Source organism: Iodidimonas muriae (assembly GCF_014647255.1).
Classification (GTDB): Bacteria; Pseudomonadota; Alphaproteobacteria; order Sphingomonadales; family Rhodothalassiaceae; genus Iodidimonas; species Iodidimonas muriae.
The window spans coordinates 97,768-119,653 of the sequence record NZ_BMOV01000004.1 but is presented as its reverse complement, the minus strand read 5'-3'; the positions used below and the strand labels follow the sequence as shown (position 1 = coordinate 119,653).

The 21,886-nt window shown below is 55.3% G+C and carries 21 protein-coding genes and 1 pseudogene; 9 read left to right on the top strand and 13 right to left on the bottom strand.

The features are described 5' to 3' along the window. Positions 1-89: 89 nt before the first annotated feature. From phbB to IEX96_RS07270, 3 genes are all read right to left on the bottom strand, one after another. Positions 90-812 carry an acetoacetyl-CoA reductase gene (gene phbB, locus IEX96_RS07280; RefSeq protein WP_188873710.1) on the bottom strand — a complete coding sequence of 241 codons (723 nt, stop codon included), beginning with the start codon at positions 810-812 and terminating at the stop codon, positions 90-92. A 56-nt stretch (positions 813-868) separates the two neighbouring features. After that, the gene (locus tag IEX96_RS07275) at positions 869-2,044 is read right to left on the bottom strand and encodes an acetyl-CoA C-acetyltransferase (protein WP_150005304.1); all 1,176 of its coding nucleotides are present in this window, start codon (positions 2,042-2,044) and stop codon (positions 869-871) included. A 124-nt stretch (positions 2,045-2,168) separates the two neighbouring features. Next, positions 2,169-3,338, bottom strand: a complete 1,170-nt coding sequence (locus IEX96_RS07270; RefSeq protein WP_188873709.1) for a polyhydroxyalkanoate synthase family protein — start codon at positions 3,336-3,338, stop codon at positions 2,169-2,171. A gap of 119 nt (positions 3,339-3,457) precedes the next feature. Here IEX96_RS07270 and phaR point away from each other — a divergent pair, with 119 nt between their 5' ends. Both phaR and IEX96_RS07260 read left to right on the top strand, forming a co-directional pair. Next, entirely contained in the window at positions 3,458-4,063 is a 606-nt protein-coding gene (gene phaR, locus IEX96_RS07265; protein ID WP_150005307.1) for a polyhydroxyalkanoate synthesis repressor PhaR, read from the top strand. An 18-nt stretch (positions 4,064-4,081) separates the two neighbouring features. Next, a pseudogene (locus tag IEX96_RS07260) lies at positions 4,082-5,425 on the top strand (MFS transporter); the annotation flags it as partial. Here the strand turns inward: IEX96_RS07260 and IEX96_RS07255 are convergent. The 6 genes from IEX96_RS07255 to IEX96_RS07230 form a co-directional block, all read right to left on the bottom strand. Beyond that, the gene (locus IEX96_RS07255) at positions 5,346-6,032 is read right to left on the bottom strand and encodes an ABC-type transport auxiliary lipoprotein family protein (protein ID WP_188873708.1); all 687 of its coding nucleotides are present in this window, start codon (positions 6,030-6,032) and stop codon (positions 5,346-5,348) included. The pseudogene IEX96_RS07260 and the gene IEX96_RS07255 overlap by 80 nt on opposite strands. Positions 6,033-6,043: 11 nt before the next feature. Continuing rightward, entirely contained in the window at positions 6,044-6,991 is a 948-nt protein-coding gene (locus IEX96_RS07250; RefSeq protein ID WP_188873707.1) for an MlaD family protein, read from the bottom strand. An 84-nt stretch (positions 6,992-7,075) separates the two neighbouring features. Next, positions 7,076-7,903 (bottom strand): ABC transporter ATP-binding protein, encoded by an 828-nt coding sequence (locus IEX96_RS07245; RefSeq protein ID WP_150005312.1) that lies wholly within the window; start codon positions 7,901-7,903, stop codon positions 7,076-7,078. Then, complete coding sequence (locus tag IEX96_RS07240; protein WP_188873706.1) at positions 7,903-9,054, bottom strand: MlaE family ABC transporter permease; 1,152 nt, start codon at positions 9,052-9,054, stop codon at positions 7,903-7,905. Before IEX96_RS07240 ends, IEX96_RS07245 begins: the two co-directional genes overlap by 1 nt. A gap of 126 nt (positions 9,055-9,180) precedes the next feature. After that, a complete protein-coding gene (locus tag IEX96_RS07235) occupies positions 9,181-10,398 on the bottom strand; it encodes an acyl-CoA dehydrogenase family protein (RefSeq protein ID WP_150005402.1) in 1,218 nt (405 codons plus the stop codon). A 178-nt stretch (positions 10,399-10,576) separates the two neighbouring features. After that, positions 10,577-12,649, bottom strand: coding sequence for a bifunctional 3-deoxy-7-phosphoheptulonate synthase/chorismate mutase (locus tag IEX96_RS07230; protein ID WP_229773597.1), 2,073 nt, complete (start codon positions 12,647-12,649; stop codon positions 10,577-10,579). 333 nt (positions 12,650-12,982) lie between these two features. Between IEX96_RS07230 and pip the strand changes: the two genes are divergently transcribed. The 3 genes from pip to IEX96_RS07215 all read left to right on the top strand — a co-directional run bounded on the left by pip (position 12,983) and on the right by IEX96_RS07215 (position 15,433). Continuing rightward, complete coding sequence (gene pip, locus IEX96_RS07225; protein ID WP_150005314.1) at positions 12,983-13,945, top strand: prolyl aminopeptidase; 963 nt, start codon at positions 12,983-12,985, stop codon at positions 13,943-13,945. 145 nt (positions 13,946-14,090) lie between these two features. Continuing rightward, positions 14,091-14,543, top strand: coding sequence for a copper chaperone PCu(A)C (locus IEX96_RS07220; RefSeq protein WP_188873705.1), 453 nt, complete (start codon positions 14,091-14,093; stop codon positions 14,541-14,543). A 107-nt stretch (positions 14,544-14,650) separates the two neighbouring features. Continuing rightward, positions 14,651-15,433 (top strand): MipA/OmpV family protein, encoded by a 783-nt coding sequence (locus tag IEX96_RS07215; RefSeq protein ID WP_188873704.1) that lies wholly within the window; start codon positions 14,651-14,653, stop codon positions 15,431-15,433. A 27-nt stretch (positions 15,434-15,460) separates the two neighbouring features. Here IEX96_RS07215 and IEX96_RS07210 read toward each other — a convergent pair whose 3' ends face one another. From IEX96_RS07210 to pspF, 3 genes are all read right to left on the bottom strand, one after another. Next, entirely contained in the window at positions 15,461-17,155 is a 1,695-nt protein-coding gene (locus IEX96_RS07210; RefSeq protein WP_188873703.1) for an amidohydrolase, read from the bottom strand. Between the two features lie 69 nt (positions 17,156-17,224). Continuing rightward, on the bottom strand, positions 17,225-17,479 hold the full coding sequence (locus IEX96_RS07205) for a hypothetical protein (protein ID WP_150005318.1): 255 nt from the start codon (positions 17,477-17,479) through the stop codon (positions 17,225-17,227). A 60-nt stretch (positions 17,480-17,539) separates the two neighbouring features. Continuing rightward, the gene (pspF, locus tag IEX96_RS07200; protein WP_188873702.1) at positions 17,540-18,580 is read right to left on the bottom strand and encodes a phage shock protein operon transcriptional activator; all 1,041 of its coding nucleotides are present in this window, start codon (positions 18,578-18,580) and stop codon (positions 17,540-17,542) included. 188 nt (positions 18,581-18,768) lie between these two features. Between pspF and IEX96_RS07195 the strand changes: the two genes are divergently transcribed. The 4 genes from IEX96_RS07195 to pspC all read left to right on the top strand — a co-directional run bounded on the left by IEX96_RS07195 (position 18,769) and on the right by pspC (position 20,329). Further along, positions 18,769-18,936, top strand: coding sequence for a hypothetical protein (locus IEX96_RS07195; RefSeq protein WP_188873701.1), 168 nt, complete (start codon positions 18,769-18,771; stop codon positions 18,934-18,936). A gap of 87 nt (positions 18,937-19,023) precedes the next feature. Further along, positions 19,024-19,707: a phage shock protein PspA gene (gene pspA / locus IEX96_RS07190; RefSeq protein ID WP_150005319.1), complete on the top strand. Its 684-nt coding sequence runs from the start codon at positions 19,024-19,026 to the stop codon at positions 19,705-19,707. Positions 19,708-19,719: 12 nt separating this feature from the next. Beyond that, positions 19,720-19,956, top strand: coding sequence for an envelope stress response membrane protein PspB (pspB, locus tag IEX96_RS07185; RefSeq protein WP_149999765.1), 237 nt, complete (start codon positions 19,720-19,722; stop codon positions 19,954-19,956). After that, on the top strand, positions 19,943-20,329 hold the full coding sequence (pspC, locus tag IEX96_RS07180) for an envelope stress response membrane protein PspC (protein WP_188873700.1): 387 nt from the start codon (positions 19,943-19,945) through the stop codon (positions 20,327-20,329). The genes pspB and pspC overlap by 14 nt, the downstream gene beginning before the upstream one ends. 58 nt (positions 20,330-20,387) lie before the next feature. On the opposite strand, the gene IEX96_RS07175 is transcribed toward pspC, so the two are convergent. Continuing rightward, positions 20,388-21,809 carry a spinster family MFS transporter gene (locus tag IEX96_RS07175; protein ID WP_150005321.1) on the bottom strand — a complete coding sequence of 474 codons (1,422 nt, stop codon included), beginning with the start codon at positions 21,807-21,809 and terminating at the stop codon, positions 20,388-20,390. Positions 21,810-21,886 lie beyond the last annotated feature (77 nt).

The window sequence follows — 21,886 nt, the reverse complement described above, 5'->3', positions numbered from 1 at the left end:
ACATCACCCCAAGGAGAACAGCCTTGCTGCATAGACTGTTAAGAGAGTGTAAATTTGAAGCACTCGGTAATATCAAGAAATTGTGCGCATCAGTACATATGCTGGCCACCATTTATCGAAAGGGTTGAGCCGGTGACAAATCCTGCATCCTTGGAGACAAGAAACAGAACGCCCCGCGCAATTTCCGACGCTTTTCCAAGCCGGCCCACCGGAATTTTGGCGATGATCTTTTCCAACACCGCTTCGGGAACCGCAGACACCATATCCGTATCGATATAGCCCGGTGCAATGGCATTCACGGTGATATTCGCCCGCGCCCCTTCTTGTGCCAAGGCCTTGGTAAAGCCGTGGATTCCCGATTTCGCGGCGGCATAATTCACCTGCCCATATTGCCCCGCCTGCCCGTTGATCGAGCCGATATTGACAATCCGGCCATATTTGCGTTCGCGCATACCACCAAAAACGGCATGGGACATGTTGAAGCACCCGCCCAGATTGACATCGATCACTTCCTGCCACATCTCGTGCGTCATTTTATGCATGGTGGTATCGCGGGTGATCCCCGCATTATTGACCAGAACATCAACAGGCCCCAGATCGGCGGCTACCTGTGCACACCCGGCTTGGCAGGCCTCATAATCGGCCACATCCCATTTATAAACGGAAATGCCTGTTTCTTCATTGAAGCGACGCGCCCGATCATCATTTCCGGCATAAATTGCGGCAACCGTGAAGCCATTATCCTTCAACATCGTAGAAATCGCTGCACCAATTCCGCGTGTTCCGCCCGTAACAATTGCAACTTGTGACATCGTTCTCTCCCCCTTTGATCAATTCATAAAAGATCCGGTTGTCCTGTCATCTCCACTCACACCCGTTCCACACACATGGCAATGCCCATGCCACCACCAATGCACAAAGTGGCAAGGCCACGCTTGGCATCACGGCGGCCCATTTCATGTAGAAGCGTCACAAGAATACGGCATCCGCTGGCTCCGATGGGATGTCCGATCGCAATGGCGCCGCCATTCACATTCACTTTATCCGTATCCCAGCCCATATCCTGATTGACCGCACAAGCCTGCGCCGCGAACGCTTCATTGGCTTCGATCAAATCCAAATCCGAAACTTTCCACCCTGCTTTTTCAAGGGCGGCACGGCTGGCCGGAATCGGGCCGGTTCCCATCAAGGCAGGATCGACACCCGCCACCGCATAGCTGGCGATCCGGGCCAAAGGCGCAAGGCCGCGTGCTTTGGCTTCCTCCGCCGACATCACCACAACAGCCGCCGCCCCGTCATTGATCCCACTGGCATTGCCTGCTGTTACGGTTCCATCTTTCTGAAAGGCCGGACGCAATTTCGATACCGCTTCAAGGGTGGTTCCTGCCCGTGGATATTCATCCGTATCCACCACGATATCGCCTTTGCGGGTTTTGATGGTGATGGGGGTGATTTCATCCTTGAACTTGCCCGCCTTCATGGCGGCTTCCGCCTTTTGCTGGCTGTCCACCGCAAGGGCATCCTGCTGATCGCGGGATACCTGCCAGCGCTGGGCCACATTTTCCGCCGTGGTGCCCATATGATAGCCGTTAAAGGCATCCCATAGGCCATCCCGAATCATCGTATCCACAAACGACAGATCCCCCATTTTCTGGCCCGAGCGCAAATGCGCCGCATGGGGGGCAAGGCTCATATTTTCCTGACCGCCGGCAATCACCACCTTGCTATCGCCATTGCTTACCGCTTGCGCCGCCAGCGCCACGGCCCGCAAGCCAGATCCGCAAACCTGATTGATGCCCCAAGCCGGCGTTTCTTTGGGCAAGCCGGCATTCATCGATGCCTGACGCGCCGGATTCATCCCCTGTGCCGCGGATAGCACCTGCCCCAGAATAACTTCGGACACATCTTCAGGCTTCAGCTTGCTACGCTCGAGAAGAGCGCGGATCACATGCTCCCCCAAATAATGAGCAGGAACAGTACTCAGCCCGCCATTAAACGCCCCAACGGCTGTGCGGGTGGCGGCGGTAATTACAATGTCGGTCATTTTATCGGCTCCTCGTGTGATCCTTGATGTGCTCCTTTGATATAAGGGAACCCATCTTGCCATGATGTCCCACCTTGGCACGACTGGACACCGGATCAAAGACCTTGAATCGGCTGATCTGGAATCATTGTGCCAACAACCAGTGCGCTAGCGGATCCCACAAATCCACGCGGGCGCGGCGGCCCACCACCATGCCCACATGCCCACTGCCGGGCCGGATCAAGGCATCGCACGCCAAGCCCCCGGCCAGACCAAGCGCACTTGGAGGCGGCACGATCACATCGCGCTTGGGGACAGCGGCAAAAACAGGCAGACGGCACGCCTTTGGTTGCACAAGACGATCCTTCAAAAGCCACCCGCCCTGGCCGGGCATATTCAAGGCGTACCAATCGCGTAGCACTTCGATGGCCACGGGGCCTGCCAGCGGCGGACCGTTATTGGCCCAATCTTCCAAAGCCACGAACAACTCTGCTTCCGTGCTTTGCGGATCAAGACGTGAAAAGCGCGCGAACTTCAACAGGCTGGCCGATGGATTAAGGCCTGTGAAAAAGCTCTGGATCAGATCCACCGGCGCGTGCCCAAGGCGTTCGATCACCGGCACCAAAGACAAGGCCATGGCCGCCAAAGACCGGTGCCGCGCTGCATGGGCATGGAAATCCCATGGTGCTGCCAGCAAGGCCAATCTGGAAATATGGCGGCTATCCATCAGGCTGGCCGCAAGCGATAATGTGCCGCCCATGCAATAGCCCACCACCGAAATCGGCCGGCCAAATGCTTCGGCCAAAGCCGCGATGCTTTGGCTGATCCGGTCCACATAATGCGCCAGCCCAAATCCCTGCTCTTCTTCGCCCGGCTGCCCCCAATCCAACAAAAGTGGCGCCAGCCCTTGCGCACGCAAGGCGCCGATCAGGCTGTTTTGCGGCAATAGATCAAGAATATAAGCGGGGTTCACCAAGGACGGCACCAGCAAAACCGGCGGCCCGCCACCGCCATAATCCCGAATGTTCATGGTGCCCATGGTCAGGCGGATTGGCATTTGATGTTCCGGCCGGCAAAAAGCATGGCCCCGCCACGCTTCAACCCCGGCAAGGGCCGCCGCCAGTTGTGCGGGATTGCCTGCCGATGCGCAGATCATATTGCCTAGATGCAACCCGAAAGGATGAGGCCCACGGCGCACGCCTTTGGACAAAGCCGCCGCGCCCCGCCCCGAAGGCGGTTGATCTGTCGCAGAAAATATAGTGCGGTCTGTTTTGGCCATCCGTTTATGCTGCACTTTTGCCCCAAAATGCTGCACGACACCCGCCTTTACGTTGCGCAGCAAAATCTTGTTCGCACCTGCATCAAAATAAGCCTTGCCATTGCGCCCCACAAAAGGCCAGACTTAATCTGGCAAAAACAGGATCATCAGGAAACATGGCTCAAAAGAAACAGGACGCCGATTGCGTCATCATCAAAAAATACGCCAACCGGCGTCTTTATAACACAGAGACATCAAGCTATGTAACGCTGGATCATCTGGCGCAATTGGTGCGCGATGGCCGCGATTTTGTTGTGCGCGATGCAAAGTCGGGCGACGACATCACCCGCGCTGTTCTGGCCCAGATCATTTTCGAGCAGGAAAGCCGTGGGCAGGAAATGTTGCCCATTCCCTTTTTGCGCCAACTCATCGGATTTTATGGCGATCGCCTGCAAGGCATGGTGCCCGGCTATCTCCAAACATCCATGGATGCCTTTTCCCAAAATCAAGAGCATATGCGTGCCGCCTTTGAAAACAGCCTGAACCCGGCACAAGCCATGTCCATGCTGGATGAAGCCGCACGAAAAAACATGCAGGTTTTTGAACAGACCTTTAAAATGTTCAATCCTTTCGCGGATAAAACGCCTGCGGCCACATCGCCCGGCACCAAGGCGGACTCTCGCCCCTCACAGGCTCCAACCGCATCCGAAGGCAAAATCGATGCTCTGGAAAAACAGCTTGCAGCCATGCAATCGCAACTGGACGAAATGCGGAAGAAATAACGCACAAAACACAGCCAAACCCGTCATAGGGGGCACAGCCCTCCTATGAGCCCGGCTTTTGTTCTCTTATTGTGTCTGTTCATCGACCTTGTCGGCTTTGGCATCATTCTGCCGATCCTGCCCTTCATCGTACAATCCTTTGGCGGGGGAGAGATGACCGGCGGGTTGCTTTTCGGTATCTATGCCGCCATGGCCGCGCTTTTCGGCCCCTTATGGGGACGGTTGTCCGACCGTATTGGCCGCAAACGCGCCTTGATGCTCACGCTTTTCGGGGCCGGGGTTTCCTATGTGCTTTTGGGGCTGGCCCATTCCATGCTCATGGTGTTTGTGGCGCGGGGCATATCGGGCGCCATGGCTGGCAATGTGGGCGTTGCCATGGCGGCCATGGCCGATCTCAGCTCCAACGAAGGCCGCACCCGCGCCATGGGCCTGATCGGCGTCAGCTTCGGGCTGGGCTTTGCCGCAGGGCCGGGCTTGGCCGCGGCACTGGCCTCCCTTTCCCAAACCAATGCCTTGGCCTTATCGGCCTTTGCCGCCGCCATATTGTCCTTTACCGCGTGCCTTTTGGCATTTTTGCGCCTTCCCAAACATCTCCGCCGCCCCGACACCGATACAGATACAGATACAAATACAAAAACGAGCATAGAAACGGGAACAGGGGCCGTCCCCGAAGCACAGCAAAGCGCCGCACCACGTTCAGATGAGCAAATCATCCGCTCCAAACGCTTTTTGGCTTTCCTTGATAGTCCGAGAAAGACCCTGCTGCTGATGCAGTTTGTTGTGTCTTCTTCTGCACAGAGCATGGTTTTTTCCATGACCGGCTTTTGGGCAAATGATGTGTGGAACTGGAACGAACGGCAGGTGGGCTTCCTGATTATGGCAGTGGGTCTGGTGATTGCCGCGATTCAGGCGTTTATCGTCTCACCGCTTGCGGACCGTCTGGGCGAAGTGCGGACCTATCTGGTGGCCTTGTGTTGCTCTATCGCCGGATCTTTGATGGTGCTCTTGATGCCCACCATTCTGCCGGTCGTTTTGCTGGCCTTTCCCCTGATGATGGGGGGCATGACATTGTCTTTTCCCGTTTTGAACAGTCTGGTTTCACAACGCAATGAAGCCCATGTGCAGGGGGCCGCTTTGGGCCTGGCCAACGGGTTTTCAGCCATTGGCCGGGTGATCGGCCCCACATTGGGCGGGGGATTGATGGCCGCCTTCGGGCCACGGGCACCTTTTATCGCCGCCATGACCTTTGCCTTCATGGGCGTCGTCTGGGCGCTTTTTGAAATCAGGAACGGTCCGAAGCCACGTTCGGGCCGTCGTGTGACTGTTCCAGTACGTCGCCAAGCCAAATGGCGAGGTCTTTGACCGCCGCATCGGTTGCCGCATTATAGGCAACGATCACATCGGACGGGCTATTGGATGCAGCCTGACGATCCGCGACCAAATTCCGATGGCCAATGATTTTCGATGATGTCGCCTCTATGATCATGGCTACCCAATTGACTTGCACAGTCAACCCATCGGCCCGGTCTGCATCCGTTTGGGCTTCAAAATTGCGCACATCCAGCCGCAAACGATACCCAACCGGCAGGTCGATATTAAAATCGCCCACGGCTTCAAGCCCGGCGCGATTATCAAGGGACCGCGCCACATAGCGCTGGAGCAAACGCGGAGTGCGTTCTTCCCACCGGGCAGCGACCAGATATTCAAAGCGATTGGCCCCACGGCGCACCGCAATGCGTGTGGTATCAAGCGCACCGGAAAGCTGCGGCTCTTCCACAAAAATCAAAGGCGCGCGCTGGTCGTCTTTATCGGCACGGGGCAATGGCTGAAGTGTAAAAATGGACGGGGGCGGACCATCTTGCCCCAGATCCACAAGACCGCCACAGCCCGAAAGTGGCAAGGCCAAAGCAACGGACAAAAGGCTTGTGCGCAAAGAACGGCGGATAAAACGTCCCTTAAAACAACGCATGAAATGGGTCATCAGTTTTTCTGCCCTTCAAACTCTGGTTGCCTGGAGCCAAACAATGCCTCGATCGGTTTGTCTTCAAACTTCTGCGCGACCGTATCAAGCCTTTGGGTCAAACGCCGCAGATCACCGATCAGACGCGCCACTTCCGGCAAGCCTGTATTCACAAAGCGCGACACCCCTTCGCGGTTATCGGACACCAGCCCCGTCAGTTCATCAGCCAAAGCATCGGCGGACCGGGCAGCCTCGGAGGCTTGCTCAAAGGTCTTGCGCACATCTGTGTTCATCACATCATTGGTGGTTTCAGCCAGGTTGGAAAAGGCTTTTGCGGTGTTCTGGAAATCAATGATAGCATCATCCAGATGCAGCAAAACCGCATTGATTTCCTCTGAACGCCCCGCAAGGCTGCTTGATAGAATATCGATATTTTCCAAGATATTGGCCACCCGCTGCTGGGTGTCCGGCCCCAAAAGTTCCTTCACATTATTAACCGCCAGAATGGCTTCATTGATCAGATTGGGGGCCTCTTCGAATACCTGCTGGATGGGCGATCGTTCCGACGGGATTTCCCCCACACCCGCATCTTCAGAAATGGGGAGGGCACGGCCCCTTTGGCCACCGGAAATCTGCACAAAGGCAATGCCGGTAAATCCTTGTAATTCCAAACGGGCCACGCTGCCTTCCAGAATTGGAACATCATATTCGATGCGCACCAAAACCCGCACCTTGGACGGATCTTCGGGAGGGATGGAAATATCCAGAACAGACCCCACAGGCACACCGTTCAGCCGCACCGCGCTTCCCTCGCTCAGCCCGGCAACCGATCCTTCGAAGAAAATCTCGTACCGCTTATATTGCTGATCCACATCCACCTTTGCCAGCCAGATCACAAAGGCGAAAAGGCCGCTGATAAGCAACAGCATGAACGTGCCGATAAGCAAATGATGTGCGCGCGTTTCCATTCGGATCTTCTCTCGCTTAAAGGACAGTCATCGTTTCTAAGGGTGCAACATCTGCCGCAAGCCCCCGCCCTGAATATAGAGTGGTCATTCCACCCTGCGACGGGCTTTTTGCGCCGCCCGCGAACGTGGCCCATGGAAATACTCTCGCACCCATGGGTGATCGAAGGCCAGCAATTCCTCGATCGTTCCTGTTATGATTACTTTTCTCTCGGCCAGAACAGCGATCCTGTCGCAGCTTGTGAATAAGGTGTCCATATCATGGGTAATCAAAAATACCGTCAGCCCCAAAGTGTCGCGTAGTTCCAAAATCATTTGGTCAAAAGCTGCGGCCCCAATGGGATCAAGGCCAGCCGTGGGCTCATCCAGAAACACCAGATCAGGATCAAGAGCCAAAGCCCGTGCAAGGCCCGCCCGGCGCTTCATGCCGCCAGATAATTCCGACGGATATTTCGGCCCCGCATGGGCCGGCAGCCCCACCATCGCAATTTTATAAGCCGCGATTTCATTCATCAACCGCGGCGACAAATCGAAATATTCCCGCAAGGGCACCTGCACATTTTGCGCGACCGTCAACGAAGAGAAAAGCGCCCCTTCCTGAAAGAGAACGCCCCATTCACGGCGTGCTGCTTTTTTATCTTCGTCGGAAAGCAGCGCCTGATCGCGCCCCGCCACCTCGATCTTGCCCGCATTGGGCTTATGCAGGCCAATGATCGACTGCAACAAAACCGATTTTCCGGTGCCCGATCCGCCAACAACGCCCAGAATGTCCCCGCGCCTTACATCCAGATCAAGGTCATGATGAACCACAAGGCTGCCAAATTGATTGTGCAGGCCGCGCACCTTGACCACACAGTCATCGGCGTGGTCCTGGGCCTTTTCGGCCTGATCCTTTATGATCATATCCTGAACCATCACCATCCGATCGTTGTGAAGAACATAGCGAAAAACGCATCCAGCACAATCACCAGAAAAATCGATTCCACCACCGCTGCCGTGGTGTTCCGTCCCAAAGATTCTGCTGTTCCATGCACCGACAGCCCCTGAAAGCACCCGCTCACCGAGATGACGCCCGCAAAAAAGAACGATTTAATAAGGCCGATATAAAGCTCGTTGAGCAAACTCAGGTCCGACATACGGTTGAGAAATTGGGACGGAGTAATATCCAATGTGAACCACGCCATCAAAGCCCCGCCGATCAGGCCCATCACATCGGAAAAAAAGGTCAAAAGCGGTAGAACAAGCGCAAGGGCCACAATGCGGGGCAAAACCAGAACATCAATGGGATTGATGCCCAATGCCTTCATGGCATCCACCTCTTCGCGCATCACCATCGAACCGATTTGCGCCGCAAAAGCGCTGCCCGACCGCCCTGCAACAATCACCGAGGTGAGCAAAACACCCAATTCGCGCAAGACGCCAATGCTCACCAAATCCGCCACCAGAATTTCCGCGCCGAACTGGCGAAGTTGCACAGCTCCTTGATTGACGATCACCGCCCCGATCAAAAAGGAAATAAGCCCGACAATCGGCATGGACCGCAAGCCGACCACTTCCATTTGATAGACAAGCGGTGTCAGGCGAATACGCCTTGGATCAAGGATCGACCTGGAAAGCCGCCCGAAGACATTTCCCAAAAACGAAAGCAGCGCCCCGAAATTAACGATGATCGTTACAGTGGCGATCCCCACATCTTCGACCAGCTTCAGCAAAGCCGATTCACGGGGCGGCTCGACATCACAATAGGCATCGCTTTTACAGATATGTTCGACAATGCGTTTTTGTTTATCATTGCCAAAGCGGAAAACAGTTTTCACCTGAACCGCATCAAGCTGAAGTTGCAGCCGATGCACCAGCCAAGCCCCCACCGTATCCAAGGCGGCGACCTGACACAGATCGATTTCCGCCCGGTTTTGCGCCATTGGCTGAACACGCGCGACAATATCTTCCAGCCGGGACGCCGTTTCAATCAGCCATGATCCACGGGCGACCAAACGCAAAACATCGCCATGGCCATCAATCTCAAGCCCCGGCTCTTCAATGGTTTCTTGTCCGACACCCGACACAAAGGCTCCCATTCTTATGATGCCCGGAATTTCCACACCGGCATGACAGCTTAGCTATTAAAGTCGCGCTTTCCAAACGGATTGACGCCCCCGCGCCCAAGGCACGAAGGCGTTTGCTGCAAAGGCTTAATGATTGGCTCTGGTTTGTTCGCGCACTTCCTGTTTAGCGATCTGGTTGCGATGCACTTCATCAGGGCCATCGGCCAAGCGCAGCGTACGGGCCTGCGCATAGGCATAAGCAAGGCCGAAATCATCCGATACACCGCCGCCGCCATGAGCCTGTATGGCCCAATCGATCACGTCGCACGCCATATTTGGGGCCGCCACTTTGATCATGGCGATTTCTTTTTTCGCCGCCTTATTGCCCACCGTATCCATCATCCACGCCGCTTTCAGGGTCAAAAGCCGTGCCGTATCAATGCGAATCCGCGCGTCAGCAATGCGTTCCGACCATACCGACTGACGCACCACCGGCGCGCCAAAGGCTTCACGCGCCGTCAGACGCTGGCACATTTTTTCAAGCGCCCGTTCCGCCAGCCCAATAAGCCGCATGCAGTGATGAATACGGCCCGGCCCCAAGCGGCCTTGGGCAATTTCAAAACCGCGTCCTTCGCCCAACAGCATATTCTCTTTGGGAACGCGCACATCGGTGAAGGTCATTTCCGCATGGCCGTGCGGCGCATCATCATAGCCAAACACCGGCAGCATCCGCGTCACCTTGACCCCCGGCGCATCCATGGGCACCAGAATCATCGATTGCTGGCGATAAATATCTTCATGATTGGGATCAGATTTGCCCATGAAGATCAGAACCTTACAGCGCGGGTCCCCGGCTCCTGATGTCCACCATTTGCGGCCATTGATCACATAATCATCGCCATCACGAACAATACTGGATTGAATATTGCGGGCATCGGACGACGCCACATCCGGCTCTGTCATGGCAAAGGCCGACCGGATCTCGCCCGCCAATAAAGGTTTGAGCCAGCGTTCTTGCTGGGCCGGCGTGCCATAGCGTACCAACACTTCCATATTGCCCGTATCGGGGGCAGAGCAATTGAACACTTCCGACGCAAAGAAAGAGCGGCCCATTTCTTCGGCCAAAGGCGCATAATCAAGATTGGACAGTCCGGCGCCTTGATCGCTATCGGGCAAAAACAGATTCCAAAGCCCTTCCTTACGCGCTTTGTCTTTCAACTCCTCGATAATCGTCAGGGGCTGCCAACGGTCCCCCTTTGCCACTTCAGCGAACATATCCGCCTCAAAAGGATAATAATGCGTTTCCATAAAGGCGCGAACGCGGGCCAGCATGTCCTGGCAACGGGCGGAATAAGCAAAGTCCATGGTCTGCGCTCCTGATTGGGCAAAATCGGTGTGGCCCATAGTATCGGGCCTTCCCGCTTTGAAATCCACCGCTTGCATCACGGCCCTGCCAATTCAGGAGGGAGCTGTCTGGCCGCAAATACTGAAAAGGGGCGGCAATATGCACCGCCCCTTCCTTGATATAGGACGCAGCAGTCGATCAGGCCAAGTCTTCCATCATTTCTTCGAACATGGGGAAGGTAAGCGCCTGCGGACCATCGGACAAAGCCTCTTCCGGCTTGGGATGGAATTCCACAATAATGCCATGTGCGCCCACGGCTTTTGCCGCCTTGGCCATGGGAATCACCATATCGCGCCGACCCACCGCATGGCTGGGATCGACAATCACCGGCAGGTGGCTCATCTGCTTCAACAAAGGAACAGCAGACAGATCCAGCGTGTTGCGGGTGGCAGGCTCGAAGGTGCGGATGCCGCGTTCGCACAAGATCACCTGCTTGTTGCCTTCGGACAAAATATATTCCGCCGCTTGCAACAATTCATCCAGCGAGGCCATCATGCCGCGTTTCAAAAGAACGGGACGATGGGTGCGGCCCACCAGCTTCAATAGCGGGAAATTCTGCATGTTGCGCGCGCCGATCTGCAAAATATCCGATTGCTTGGCCACATCCACCACCTGATCGGTGGACAAAACCTCCGTTACGATGGGCAGGCCATGCCGGTCGCCCGCCTGTTTCAAAAGATCCAGCCCTTCAAACCCCATGCCCTGAAAGCTATAGGGATTGGTGCGCGGTTTGAAACACCCGCCGCGCAGCATGGCCCCGCCATTGGCCCGCACATGTTCGGCGCAGGCCATCACCTGCTCCGGCGATTCCACAGAACACGGCCCCGCAATCACCGTGAAGCCATCGCCAATACTGGCCGACCCCACATGGATCACCGTATCATCGGGCTTGTGCTGGCGACTGGCCAGTTTCCACCCTTTGGGTGCGGGGGCCGCCGGGGACGTGTCGGACTTGGGCTGGGCCGGAATTTTCGCCCGAGCCTTGGCCTGCTCTTTGGCCTGCAATTTGCCTTCTTTGTTTTGCACATCACGCAAGGCATCGGGGGTCACTTCGGTGGGGGCCACATCTTCCGATGGATAGCATCCCAAAACCTTCAAGAACCGCGTGCGCCGCGCCAGATCGTCAAGGGCGGCCGCCACGGCCCCATCCCGGACATTGCCCAGAATATCGATATAGAACAACTCCTCCCACGGATTGCCGTGCAAGGGCCGCGATTCCAGCTTCAGCATATTGATGCCGTGATCGCGGAACACCAAAAGCGCATCCACAAGGGCGCCGGGCTTTTGATCCACCGACAAAACCAGCGTGGTTTTGGCCGGAACACTTTCAGGAACCGCTGCCGGAGTGCGGGCCACCACAATGAAACGGGTGTGATTTTGCCGCTGATTGGCCAGATCGCTTTTGATGTCATAAAGGCCCCACAAAGCCCCCGCTTCCCGTGAGGCAATGGCGGCTGCCGTGCCCCCCGCATCGGCGGCACGCTCCATGGCGTGGGACGTGGTTTCGCAATAAATAATTTCCACATCCCCAAGCCGGGCCAAGAAATGGCTGCATTGGGCATGCACCTGCGGATGCACGAACAAGGTGGTCACCTGATCCGGTTTCAGCTCTGTATTTGCCGCCAACAGGCTATGCTCGATCTTGTGCGTCACCTCCCCCACAATGGACAGACCCGTGTGCTGCAACAGGTCATACACATCATTGATGCTGCCAGAGGTGGTGTTTTCGATGGGCAGAATGGCGCAATCCGCCTCCCCTTCCTCGGCTTTTCTCAAGACCGCCTCAAAGGTATCGCAGCCCAGTTCCACCAGCTTGCCAGCGCGGCGGGCAAAATATTTCTGACAGGCCGCCTGACTGTAAGATCCGGACCCGCCAAGATAGGCCACCCGACGCAAACTGGTCCCGTCTTCGGCATTTTCCCGCGCATGAAGGCTGGCTTGCTGCAACAGGACCGAATCTTCAATGATCCCTTGGAATAATTTGGTTACCAGATGCGCATCCAACCCCAATTCGCGGCCCCGACGGATCATCGACACCAGACTTTTGCGCTCAACCCCGGTATCGCGCACGGCCTGACCGCTTTTGAGCTTGTTCTCTGCCACATGAAGACTAAGGCTGCGCCGCTGGGCCAGAAGCTGCAAAAGCTGCTGATCCACGTCGGAAATTTTGCTCCTCGTCTCGTCCAGTTCTGTCGTTTTTGTCGCTGACATGGTCCTCACCTTGCATAAAAAAAGCCTCCCGGGGTTCCGGAAGGCCTGTCGCTTGGATTAATGCTGTGTGCAATTCAGCAGCCGAGCGCTATACGACCTCCCCGGTGGGGGACGTAAAATAGAACCCAAAATAAAAAAAGCTGCGTTGCATAATCATGGGGCGACCATAAGTGCGCCCTATGCGCAATGTCAATAAAGAAATTATCAAAAATGCGCAATATTTGTTTCCCTTGAAACCATTATGGCTCACGAGAAATGGACTTGCATCCCCTGGATCAAGCCTGCAACAAAGAAAGAGAGACGCATTAGACAAGAGACAAGGCGTGATTTGATATGTCGAAACAAGGCGATGCTCTGCGCAAACTCTATCCGCCACTTGCCAGTGAATTCTCTGATTATCTGGATGTGGGAGACGGGCATCAGCTCTATTACGAAGTGTCGGGGAACCCTGACGGGCGGCCTGTGGTGTTTTTGCATGGTGGCCCGGGAGGCGGCACATCGCCTGTACAGCGCAGATTTTTCGATCCCAAGCGCTACCGCATCATTTTATTTGACCAGCGGGGCTGTGGTCGTTCCAAGCCCTTTGCCAGTCTTGACGCCAATACCAGCCACCATCTGGTGGCGGATATGGAACGCCTGCGCCGCCATTTGAAAATAGATCGCTGGCATGTGTTTGGCGGATCATGGGGCAGCACGTTGGCGCTGCTTTATGCCCAAAGCTATCCCGAACGGGTCACGGCACTTGTTTTGCGCGGCATTTTCCTGATGCGGCAACGGGAACTGGACTGGTTTTATAAAAGCGGCACCAACGCCCTTTTCCCCAGCGAATGGCAGGATTTTCTGGCCCCTATCCCCTTGGAAGAACGAGGAGATATCATTGAAGCCTATTATCGCCGTCTGACAGGGCCCAATGAAGCGGAGCGAATTCAGGCTGCCAAGGCATGGAGCCGGTGGGAAAGCAGTTGCGTGACTCTGGTTCCCGATGAACAACAGATCCGGCAAAGCGATAACGCCCAGTTCGCCTTGGCTTTTGCGCGCATAGAATGTCACTATTTCAAGCACCGCGGCTTTCTGGAACATGATGATCAAATTCTGCGCCACGCAGACCGCTTGCGCCAGATTCCCACAATTCTGGTGCAAGGGCGCTATGATGCCATTTGCCCGCCAATATCCGCATGGGAGCTAAAACGCGCCCTGCCCGATGCCACTTTGCGGCTTGTCCCCGTGGCAGGACATTCCGCTTTTGAACCCGCCATCGTGCATGAATTGGTCACGGCAACGGACCGGTTGGCCTGATCGGGCGTCCGGCGTTTTTCATGCCGCCTCTTTGAAGAAAACGCCCGATAGTGCCGATCAAAACAAAAGCGGTATTGCGCTAGGCAGGCAAGTGCGACACTCTCTTGATGGCTGTAATCTTGTTAAAGTTCCGAAGGACTCCATTATGTTTCGCCGTTTGTCTTTGACCCTTTTCGTCCTTACCGTCAGCCTTGCAAGTGCAAGCTGTGGCTCACCATCCGGTGAGCTTCTGGTTGAAAATGCGTGGGCACGGGAAACACCGGAAGGGGCCCCCAATGGGGCCATTTATCTCACCATCCACAACAATACCGGCAGCGATGACCAATTGATCTCTGCCGCATCCTCTCTGGCCCGGCATGTGGGGCTGCACACCAGTGGCGAAGAAGACGGCATGATGCGCATGCGTCCCATCGACAGCGTTGCGATTGCCTCTGGCAGCACCGCGCAACTGAAACCCGCGGGCGATCATATCATGCTGATGGGATTGGAAAAACGGCTGGAAGCGGGAACCCGGATACCACTCACATTGCAGTTTGAAATCGCCGGAGAAAAAACCATCGACGTTCGCGTTATCGGCATGACCGACAGTCCGGATTGATCTGCCTTAATCGTATAAATCCTGCCATTATACTGCCAGATCGCCCTGCCTTTATCACGGGAACGGATGAAAGATATTTACATAGAATATTGAGCGTGGAGACCTTTATGCCCTTCCGCTATCTCGCCTTTTTTATCCTGATTTGTGTCGCGTCTCCGGCCCGGGCGCAATGGTTCATCCCCGGCGATCCGGAAGATTGGAACGCGCAAGTCGGTCTTGGCGCTGCTGTGCGTCCCGATTTTCCCGGTGCCGCATCCCTTGTTGCTACGCCCGTTCCCTATTTCGATATCACCTATAAGAAGCGGTTTTTTCTCAATACCGGCCGTGGCCTTGGCACTTTTCTCTATGGCGACAAAAATGGGCGCTTGAAATATATGCTCGGCGCCAGCATCGGCCCCAGCTTCGACACACGGGGACGCAAGGATGTTCCCGGCCTGCCAAAAGTAGGTGTTACCGCATCGGGCCAAGCCTTTGGCGAGATATTCTTTGATCGCTGGTCGGTGGAATTCACCGTCCACAAGGATATGATCGGCAAGGGGCATGAAGGCCTGCGCGCTGATCTTGGCCTCAATTACACCCAGCGGATCGATGGCAAGCGCGGCTTGTTGCGCGTAGGACCGCAGGTGCAATTTGGCTCCGGCGATTTCATGGACAGCTTTTTCAGCGTAACACCAGAGCAAAGCCCCGCCGCGAACCTTCCCACATTCAATGCCAATGCGGGGGCCGCCCGGCTGGGTGGACAAGCCTTCCTGAGCTATCCCATTGCCGAGCACTGGAATGTGGTGTCTGCGGCCACCTATTACCGGCTTGTCAATGATGCAGCCGACAGCCCTGTCACCCGCGACAAAAACCAGCTCAGCCTGTTTCTGGCGCTCGCTTACCGGTTCTAGGCGGGCCGGAGACTACGTGACATGACATTACATCCCTGCGCGATAGACAACCTCACCATCGATGATGGTCAAAACCGCATGGGTTTGGGGAATGTCCGCAACGGGAACGCGCATGATATCTTTTGAAAAGGCGCTGAAATCGGCGCGTTTTCCCACTGTGATACTGCCAATTTTATCCTCTTGGAATGAGGCAACAGCAGGCCAAAGGGTAAACATCTTCAACGCTGTCATGCGGTCCACCGCCTGTTCAGGGTGCCAGCCTTGGGCCGAAAATCCATTCAGGTCCATGCGCCCCACGGCAGCATAAAATTCGATCATCGGATCACCGCGTTCAACCGGCGCATCAGAGCCCGCAACGATCATTGTGCCCTTATCAAGCAGCGTTTTCCATGCATAGGCCCCCACAAGCCGTTCCTGACCCAAACGTAAGGGAGCAAAATGCAGATCACCAATGGCATGGCTGGGCTGCATAGAGGCAATCACCCCCATTTCGGCAAAGCGGTCCATATCACCGGGGTCAAGAATCTGGGCGTGTTCGATACGCCAGCGGGGATTTTCCACGCCCCGGTCTGCCGCATCCACAGCCTCAAAAGCGTCTTTGTACCAATCCAGCAACATGTGATTGGCTTTATCGCCAATGGCATGTGTGTTGATCTGGATGCCGGTTCTTAAGGCCTTCTCCAAAAAGGCCGAAGTTTCTGCCTTTTTCATCATCAAAAGTCCGCTGGTCTGCGCATCCGCATAGGGCTCGAGCAAAGCCGCTCCGCGCGATCCCAAGGCCCCATCCATATAAAGCTTCACCGCCCGCGTCTGGATACGGCCATTTTCCGACACGCTTGGCCCCGAAGCCATCAAGACCTCGGCCCCCTCTTGATCGATGGAATTATAAACCCTGAGCGCAATCTGCCCTTCATCGGACAACCGCTCTAGCAAGGGCACATCTGCGGGCAGGACCGACATATTGTGCAGACCGGTCCAGCCATAGCTGCGATACACCTTATCGGCCTTTTCATAGACCTCCACACGATCGACGGACTGGTCCTGATCACCACCTGTCAAGACCAGATTCATGGCGGTATCGATCAGCATGCCCGTAGGAACGCCTGCTTCATCCTTTAGAATATCGCCACCAAAGGGGGGCGTGCTGTCCGCCGTAATGCCTGACTGGGCCAAAATATTGGAGGAAGCCACCGCCGCATGGCCATCGGCACGCACCAGAACAATCCGGTGATCTCTAGACACCGCATCCAGATCGGATCGGGTGGGAAACCGCCCTTCGGGCCAGTGGGTTTCAATCCAGCCGCGCCCGATCACCAGCGCGCCCGGCGGCACCGTTTTCAGATGTTTGCCCAAGCGGTCCTGCAAGTCTGCGATCGAGGCAACGCCTTCCAGATTCAGGGTCATCTCGCGCATGCCAATGCCATAAAGATGCGCATGGGAATCGGTAAAGCCGGGGAAAAGCGCCGCACCGTCAAGATCGATCCGCGTGATATCGGTGCGCCCTTCGGCTTGCGCTTGCGCCTCGGCCAAGGCGCCCACATAGCGGATCATGCCATCGTCCACCAGAACCGCTTCAGCCATCGGGGCAGCATCATTGGCGGTATAAATGGGACCGCCATAGATCAGCAAACCGTCTGCCTGCGCTGCTTGCAGCCCGGCCACAGACAACGCCACAGATAGACCCGCCGTTTTCACCGCCTGCACTGTCAGAAATCGACACATGATCCGTCCCCTTTGCCCTTATAAAACACCGCCACATGGTGCCTGTTTTCACGGATATGGCAAGACGGCTTATTTCAGATCGAAATCGAAAGGCTCCCGGCGCTTTTTAAAAAAGCGCATGAACAGCTTGGCCAGTGCCACCACAAAAAAAGCCGCCAGCGCAATGCCAAAGATAAACAGCATCATACCGTAGACAATGGTTTCGGCCTGCGTAACATCGCTGGCCCCGTAGCGCACATAAAGCCGCCATGCCGCAAAGCTAAGCGCCAAGGCCCCGGCGATCAAAACCAGACGAAAAAGCGGAAAAGGAGGCTGTGTTTTCATGGAGTTCCCTTGTTCATAACCCGCCCGCCGGGCTTTTATCCCTAACAGTGCCGCACAGCATTATAGCAAGCCATGTTTTTTTGCAGCATGGCGGAACTGATCATAGCTCAGCCCCAGCATTTTTGCGGTTTCGCGCTGATTGAATTTACAAGATTCATAGGCCCGTTCCAGCAAGTCCCGCTCATGATTTTCCATATGCACGCGAAAATCATAGGGCAAGGACGGGGAAAGGGGCCCGTCCGCGGGGCGAATGATCGTCTGCTTTTCTTCTTCCTTTGCGGAAGGGGCGCTCTCTTTACCTGCATTATCTTTCGCCAATGGGCGATAAGGCGAGGCAAAGGGGTCGAAATCCACCACCTCTACCGCATCATCGGGGCGGGCCCAGCGATAAACGGCGCGCTCCACCACATTTTTCAGTTCCCGCACATTGCCCGGCCACTGCCAATTGCAAAGCTGCTCCATGGCTTGGGGAGAAAATCCGGCAAACGACGCCCATCCCAGTTCATGGGCCATTGCCCGGGCAAAATGATCCACCAAAAGCGGAATATCGTCGCGCCGCGCCCGTAAAGGCGGCACCGTCAACACATCAAAGGCCAAACGATCCAACAAATCGGCACGGAAGCGATCCTGATCGGCAAGGCTCGGCAGATCCACATTGGTGGCCCCGATGATCCGCACATCCACCGTCAGACTATCATTGCCCCCCAGCCGCTCAAACTGGCCATATTCAATAATACGCAGCAATTTTTCCTGTGCTGCCTGAGACAAAGTGGCAATCTCGTCCAGAAACAGGCTGCCTTTGTCCGCTTGCTCGAACCGGCCGGCCCGACGGCGCACCGCCCCTGTAAAGGCGCCCGGCTCTACCCCGAACAATTCGCTGTCAATCAAGGATTCCGGCAAGGCCGCGCAATTGAGTTTGACAAAATTCTGCCCCCAGCGCCGCGACAGAAAATGAAGCCGTGCGGCAATCAGCTCCTTGCCGGTACCGCGTTCTCCGATCACAAGAACCGGCCGATCCAGCGGGGCCAATTGGCTCACCTGATCCATCAGATCCAGAAAAACCGGATCGCTACCCAGAATATTGATATCCGCAGGAGACATAATACTAATTATTCGTAATTTTTGCCATTATTTGTGAATTTTCACAATATCGCAAAATATCAAAAATCCCCACCAAAAAAATTAACCTATATAAATCAATATGTTACGATTTTATCAAAAACTGGCACGCCATTTGCTTTTATGGGGGATATCGAGATTAAACACGACAGGGAACGGAGATAAAAACAATGAATATCCTGACACATATGGGCGCAGCCCTTGCCAGCACCGAAGCTCTTCATTGCGAAAATGATGGCATGATGACCTTCTTTGGCAATGCCAGCCGCCACCGTGCAGAATTTGGCTGGGGTCCGCGCCAACGCCGCCGCGACCGTAACCGTCGCCGGGACGCCTGAACCGGACCAATCCAGCCAATCCGGGCGGTTTGATAGTCTGCCCGAGTGACGACAGCGAGACAACAAAGATAAAAGGAGCCAAAAGCCATGGGTATTTTTTCCCGCCTCACCGATATCATCAATTCCAATCTGAATGCCTTGCTCGACCATGCGGAAGAGCCTGAAAAGATGATCCGCTTGATGATTCAGGAAATGGAAGACACCCTTGTCGAGGTCCGCTCGGCCGCCGCCAAGACCATTGCCGATCAAAAAGACTGTGAGAGAAAATTGCGGCGCTTGGACGATGCCCAAGCCGAATGGCAACGCAAGGCCGAATTGGCTTTGTCAAAAGACCGCGAGGATCTGGCCAAAGGCGCCTTGATCGAAAAAAGCAAGCTCGCCGAAATGGCCGCGCAAATACAGGAAGACCTTGAGCATCTGAGCGAAGCCCTTGGTCGCCATGAAAACGATGTGATCAAGCTGGAATCCAAGCTGCGCGAAGCCCGTGCGAAGAAAGCCACCATCGAGGCACGCTATAAAACCGCAGAAAACCAGTTGCGCGTAAAGCGGTCTTTGTACGATACCCGGATCGAAGATGCGTTCTTGCGCTTCGACAAGGTGGATAGCCGCCTTGACCGCCTGGAAGGCGAAGCCGAAGCGCTTGATTTGGGCCGTGGGCAAGGTCGCACATTGGCCGATGAATTCGCCTCTTTGGAAACGGAAGATGCCATTCAGGCCGAACTGGATGCGCTGAAATCAAAGTTGAAGCCAGCCAAGAAAGCTGATCAATAACAGGGGCTGATCATGGAATTTTTGGAAGTCCCGCTTATCATCTTTCTCGCAGTGGTTCTGCCCATCGCCATTATTTTTCATTACGCAACCGAAATGAAAAAGGCCAAAGGGCTCTCTGCACAAGATGAAGCAACATTGGACGAGCTCCGCAGACTATCAGAAAAGCTCGAGGACCGTACCACCACCCTTGAGCGCATTCTGGATGATGAAGTTCCCGATTGGAGGTCACGTCGCCATGAAACGCTTTAGCCCTAACAAACTCTACAAAGATCCGGCCAATGGCAAAATCATGGGCGTGTGCGCGGGTCTTGCGGATTATACCGGCATCAAAGCCAACATCATCCGCGTCGCGCTTGTGATTGGCTGTATGATCGGCTGGTTTTTGCCCCTCGTGCCCATCTATTTCATTCTTGGCTTCGTTCTCGATGAAAAGCCCAAGGATCTTTATGAAAACGAGGAAGAAGAAACCTTTTGGCGCACAGCAAGAAACCGTCCGGATGTCAGCGCCGTCGATTTGAAAAGACGCTTTCGCAGCATCGACCGTCGCATCCAAAGCATGGAATCCTACATGACATCCAAACGCTTCAAGCTCGACCGCGATCTGCGCAGCCTTGAAGACTGATCCATCAGCGATCCGACATCAAAAAAGGCATATAGCCGGGGGATCACCCCCGGCTTTTTTAATGGCCTTCAAAGGCACGCACTTCAGCCAGTTGCTTGGCAAAAGCAGGGCGCGCAATCAGCAGGCACACAAGAGCAATGGGGAGGCACAGCAGCGCCATCCACAAATAGGCCAGATCGATCTTGCTATCATCGGCGAACACGGTGGTGGTGAAAAAGCCGAACATAGTGGGGCCAAGCCCCATACCGATCAGATTGACCACAAATAGATAGATCGCCGTGGCCTGCCCGCGCAATTCATTGGGGCTGGCAGCAGCCACCCCCGCATAAGCCGTGCCCCAGACCCAATTATTGAAAAAGATCGACAGCGCCAAAAGCCCCGTTGCCAAAATCGGCGAGCCCACCATGGGAAAGCTGAAAGCAAAGGGCGCACCACACAGAATCGCCAAAATCAACAAACGGAAATGAGTATCATTGCGGCCCTGCGCCATCCAACGATCGGTAATCACACCGGCTGTCAAAATGCCTCCGGTGCCCGCAATCAGCATCACAAGCCCAAATACCAGCCCCACCTGTCCCGGCGTAAACCCGTGCACCCGACCATAAAAAGCCCCGATGAAATAGATGGTGCCATAACCCAAAGCAGACAGGAACGCGATGCCGATGAACCCCAGCACAAACACCCGCCAACGCTGCAGGAAATAACGCACAGTTTCTTTAACGGGCACTGTCGATGATCCTGCCGTCATGGCCCGGCCCCGCCGAAAAGGCTCTTTTACAAAAATCAGCATGGCCGCAGAAAGCAACAGACCGGGCAGCCCCACCAAAATGAAGGTCATCTGCCAGCCGCGAATCTCGCCGAATAAAGGCAAGGTGCGGGTTCCGGCGCTACTGACAAGTTCGATCACCGCGCCGCCAAACAAAAACGCAAGGGCCGATCCCAACGGAATACCCAAAGTATAAATACTAATGGCGCGCCCCCGCTTATGGGGGGCAAACAGGTCGGAAATCAGCGAATTGGCCGCAGGTGTCAGGGTCGCTTCCCCAATGCCCACCCCCATGCGCGCCAGAAACAGCATGGAAAAGCTTCGGGCCAGCCCGCAAGCGGCGGTGGCAATACTCCAGACCGCAATACCAAAGGCAATCAGGCCGCGGCGGCTGCGGCTATCCACCAACCGCGCGAACGGAATCCCGAAAAAGGTATAGAACAGCGCAAAAGACAGGCCGGTCAACAGCCCGAATTCCAGATCCGACACATCCAGATCCGCCTTGATCGGCCCCACAAGAAGTGCCAGCACCTGCCGGTCAATGAACGACACAGTATAAATCAACAGCAGCAAGGCCACCACAGCCCAGGCATAGCGCGGCGCGGGATAAGGCGGTTCTTGATGCGGCAATTCTGATGACATATCGGGGGAAGACGGGGAGATTTTCTGGGCCGCCTGCGCGGAATTACTGGTCGAGCGATCCTGATCTGTCACGCGGCATTTCCTCTATTTTCACAAGCAACGATTGCCGCTTATGATCTTCTTTCACTGTGTCATACATTGACATTGAC

What these genes read in the sequence shown, in the direction of transcription:
- pspC (WP_188873700.1), top strand. Translation starts at nt 19,943, where the DNA reads ATGAAACGCTTTAGCCCTAACAAACTCTACAAAGATCCGGCCAATGGC.
- phaR (WP_150005307.1), top strand. Translation starts at nt 3,458, where the DNA reads ATGGCTCAAAAGAAACAGGACGCCGATTGCGTCATCATCAAAAAATAC.
- IEX96_RS07205 (WP_150005318.1), bottom strand. Translation starts at nt 17,479, where the DNA reads ATGAAAACACAGCCTCCTTTTCCGCTTTTTCGTCTGGTTTTGATCGCC.
- pspA (WP_150005319.1), top strand. Translation starts at nt 19,024, where the DNA reads ATGGGTATTTTTTCCCGCCTCACCGATATCATCAATTCCAATCTGAAT.
- IEX96_RS07195 (WP_188873701.1), top strand. Translation starts at nt 18,769, where the DNA reads ATGAATATCCTGACACATATGGGCGCAGCCCTTGCCAGCACCGAAGCT.
- IEX96_RS07235 (WP_150005402.1), bottom strand. Translation starts at nt 10,398, where the DNA reads ATGGACTTTGCTTATTCCGCCCGTTGCCAGGACATGCTGGCCCGCGTT.
- IEX96_RS07255 (WP_188873708.1), bottom strand. Translation starts at nt 6,032, where the DNA reads ATGCGTTGTTTTAAGGGACGTTTTATCCGCCGTTCTTTGCGCACAAGC.
- IEX96_RS07250 (WP_188873707.1), bottom strand. Translation starts at nt 6,991, where the DNA reads ATGGAAACGCGCGCACATCATTTGCTTATCGGCACGTTCATGCTGTTG.
- IEX96_RS07215 (WP_188873704.1), top strand. Translation starts at nt 14,651, where the DNA reads ATGCCCTTCCGCTATCTCGCCTTTTTTATCCTGATTTGTGTCGCGTCT.
- pspF (WP_188873702.1), bottom strand. Translation starts at nt 18,580, where the DNA reads ATGTCTCCTGCGGATATCAATATTCTGGGTAGCGATCCGGTTTTTCTG.
- IEX96_RS07220 (WP_188873705.1), top strand. Translation starts at nt 14,091, where the DNA reads ATGTTTCGCCGTTTGTCTTTGACCCTTTTCGTCCTTACCGTCAGCCTT.
- IEX96_RS07245 (WP_150005312.1), bottom strand. Translation starts at nt 7,903, where the DNA reads ATGGTTCAGGATATGATCATAAAGGATCAGGCCGAAAAGGCCCAGGAC.
- IEX96_RS07230 (WP_229773597.1), bottom strand. Translation starts at nt 12,649, where the DNA reads ATGTCAGCGACAAAAACGACAGAACTGGACGAGACGAGGAGCAAAATT.
- pspB (WP_149999765.1), top strand. Translation starts at nt 19,720, where the DNA reads ATGGAATTTTTGGAAGTCCCGCTTATCATCTTTCTCGCAGTGGTTCTG.
- phbB (WP_188873710.1), bottom strand. Translation starts at nt 812, where the DNA reads ATGTCACAAGTTGCAATTGTTACGGGCGGAACACGCGGAATTGGTGCA.
- IEX96_RS07275 (WP_150005304.1), bottom strand. Translation starts at nt 2,044, where the DNA reads ATGACCGACATTGTAATTACCGCCGCCACCCGCACAGCCGTTGGGGCG.
- IEX96_RS07210 (WP_188873703.1), bottom strand. Translation starts at nt 17,155, where the DNA reads ATGTGTCGATTTCTGACAGTGCAGGCGGTGAAAACGGCGGGTCTATCT.
- pip (WP_150005314.1), top strand. Translation starts at nt 12,983, where the DNA reads ATGTCGAAACAAGGCGATGCTCTGCGCAAACTCTATCCGCCACTTGCC.